Genomic DNA, 2,810 nt, shown 5'->3' with positions numbered 1-2,810 from the left:
TTCAATCTTTTTTGCTGCATTCAATTTTTTGTAAGCATCAATTGTTGCTCCACCGCCGTGTATTTTCCACATTTCATTGTAAGAATTTGTTTCAAGGTAATGTTGCAATAATTCGTCATGATTGCCGCGAAGTAAAACGCAATTATGAGTTTCCCGCAGTTCCATCAAGAAATCCAATACTTGTGGCGATTCGCTCCACCCGTCCACATAATCCCCGAGAAAAATCAACGTATCATTTTGGGTTACCTCGGCGCGTTCTAAAACTTGTTTCAAGGCTTTTAAACCTCCATGTATGTCGCCAATAACTAATGTTCTTTTATTTTTTAGAATTGTATCTCTAGTTAACATCATATTTCATTTTCCTTAAAATCCGCATCACCTCTTTAAAAGCAATGTAAACTATTTTATTTTCTGCCGCTTTTAGCAAGGGTTTTGCTGCAATCAATTGGTTTTTTGCATCGTCAAATCCGTTGAGGTAACAGATCATAAACGTAGAAGGAATATTTTCTAAATCTTTCAATTCTCGATTTGTTAACTCAAAACCTTTTTGCATTTTTGAAATCAAAGCCAAATTCGAATTGTAAATGTGATGCAACATTTTCTTGTTGAATTCCGGTGGCGAAAAAAGCATTTCTCGGTCAATCTTGTAATACCCGTTTTCCTCAAAATGAATCGAAACACGTTCCAAAGGATAGAAACTGGTTTTGTCATTCAATCCCAATGACACGTATTCCGTAATTGTAAATTGGTCGTCGTTAAATTCAATCTGAACATCGTCTAAAACCGAATAAAACAACTTAATTTGCTCGTTAATCAATTCAATATCTACACGCGAAAAATAAGTTTTATCCTTCACTTTCTTTGGAATTCCAGCCCAACAAAGCACAAATAATTCTTTAAAAACTTTATATTTCGGCTGCATGTTTTTATGCCGGTTGTTCATAAAATCCATCACACCGTCTAACGTGTCGCCAATGCTGTTCCGAGAATTATTTTCAATACTCAAAACCGTTGCTTCATTCTGATTGTTTTTCGCAAATCCCAATGCTGTCGGTTTTGTGTTACTTCCAATTCGAACAAAAACAGATTGAGCAAGAATGGTGTGAATGCCTTTTTTGAAAAAAGAAACCGCAGCATTTGGCTGAATAGTAACCAATCCAATCACTTTATCTTTCGATAAATTCGGAAACTGAATGTTCTCGTATTGAATTTTCGGAGGGTTTTCTAAAAAAGCATTCACTAAATTCTGAATCCGACTGTCGTCAAAAAAGTCATCACCCACAATTTCATTATCGTGGTCTTCCACACCAACCACAATATAAGAATTGTTCGTCGGATTCGAATTGGACAAAGCACAAATGTGTTTCAAAAACTTCGCTTTCCCTTCTCTTGTATGCAAATTCAACTGCCGTTTTTTGTCATAAAAACTACTCTCGTCGTTATGAGCGAGAAGATTTTTAATCAAAAGACGTTTGTTAATCATTTTTAAGGGGAATGATTCTTTATCGCAAATTTCCACAAATTAATTTGTGATAATTTGCGAAATTTGTGGTTGAAATTTATTCTTATTTAAGTCCTGCAAGGTTTTTAAAACCTTGTAGGTATTCGTTTTAAATACAATAGTGTAAAGTAAAGCATAATAATGTAGCTGAAATCTTCTCAATAAAATAAATCTGTGCAAATCTGTGCAAATCTGTGCGAAACCTATTTACAAATTCCTGTTCACAATCGTCGATGACGCTTGGTCCACACTCATCACTACCAAATCGGCAATATTCACATGATAAGGCCGCGAAATCACAAAGTGAATGATGTCTGCAATATCTTCCGCTTGCAAAGGCTTGAAACCTTTGTAAACTTGACCTGCACGCTCCGAATCTCCTTTAAATCGCACTTCAGAAAACTCTGTTTCCACCATTCCCGGATGAATCGCTCCAACCCGAATTCCCGTCCAATTCAAGTCCATCCGCATACCCTGATTTATCGCATCCACTGCATGTTTTGTCGCACAATACACATTTCCTTTTGGATACACTTCTTTCGCAGCCGTCGAACCAATATTGATAATATGGCCACTTTGACGTTCCAACATTTGCGGAATCACCGCTTTAGAAACATACAGCAATCCTTTAATATTAATGTCAATCATCGCATCCCAATCTTCCGTCGAACCGTCTTGAATCGTGTCCATTCCATGAGCATTTCCCGCATTATTGATTAAAATATCAATTTGTGAAAAGTTTTCAGGCAACGATTTCATACTTTCTAAAAGCATATTTTGATTTCTAACGTCAAATTGCAACGAATGCACTTCCGTAAGTTCCCGCAATTCTTTTTCCAATTCATGCAAGCGGTCGTGTCGTCTTCCGCAAAGAATAATTCTATACTTGTTTTGTGCAAAAAGGCGAGCGGTTGCGCGACCAATTCCACTTGTTGCACCTGTGATTAAAACTGTTTTCATTAATTTGTCTTTTTGTTTATTATTCCGCAAGGTTTTCAAAACCTTGTAGGTATTTACATTATACTTTTTCTCAATTATGTGAAGAGGCTAATTTTAAAAGTAAAAAAGCGATTTAAATTTACGATAACCCTTTCATATATAAAATTTACCTTGCGACATTATTTTTTAGTTACAAACTTCAGTTCCCCAATTTGTATGACCTCTTCCATCATAACATTTCCAATTTCTACGGATTTTTAAAACATTCCACGATTTACCAATCTTTTTAGCTAACATGATAACTTTTTCAGCTTTTTGAGAATCATCTGGTTGATTATCATGTATTAAGGTTATTTCGAAAACATCATTT

3 protein-coding genes and 1 pseudogene are annotated in these 2,810 nt (G+C 35.5%); all 4 read right to left on the bottom strand.

Annotated features, from left to right (window positions below):
• On the bottom strand, nucleotides 1-351 hold a 351-nt coding region (locus ACIQ2X_RS15480; protein WP_396179870.1), incomplete at its 3' end, for a metallophosphoesterase.
• A complete protein-coding gene (locus ACIQ2X_RS15475; protein WP_396179869.1) occupies nucleotides 338-1,483 on the bottom strand; it encodes an ATP-binding protein in 1,146 nt (381 codons plus the stop codon). The genes ACIQ2X_RS15475 and ACIQ2X_RS15480, both read right to left, overlap by 14 nt.
• Before the next feature lie 225 nt (nucleotides 1,484-1,708).
• Complete coding sequence (locus tag ACIQ2X_RS15470; protein ID WP_396179867.1) at nucleotides 1,709-2,461, bottom strand: SDR family NAD(P)-dependent oxidoreductase; 753 nt, start codon at nucleotides 2,459-2,461, stop codon at nucleotides 1,709-1,711.
• 165 nt (nucleotides 2,462-2,626) lie between these two features.
• A pseudogene (locus ACIQ2X_RS15465) lies at nucleotides 2,627-2,810 on the bottom strand (hypothetical protein); the annotation flags it as partial.

It is taken from the genome of Flavobacterium sp. (genome assembly GCF_044368625.1).
In the GTDB taxonomy this organism is placed as follows: domain Bacteria; phylum Bacteroidota; class Bacteroidia; order Flavobacteriales; family Flavobacteriaceae; genus Flavobacterium.
The sequence above is the reverse complement of the archived record's forward strand: the minus strand, read 5'-3'. Positions and strand labels throughout refer to the sequence as shown.

Excerpts from the sequence above, each read along its gene's own strand:
- ACIQ2X_RS15470 (WP_396179867.1), bottom strand. The coding sequence starts at position 2,461 with ATGAAAACAGTTTTAATCACAGGTGCAACAAGTGGAATTGGTCGCGCA.
- ACIQ2X_RS15475 (WP_396179869.1), bottom strand. The coding sequence starts at position 1,483 with ATGATTAACAAACGTCTTTTGATTAAAAATCTTCTCGCTCATAACGAC.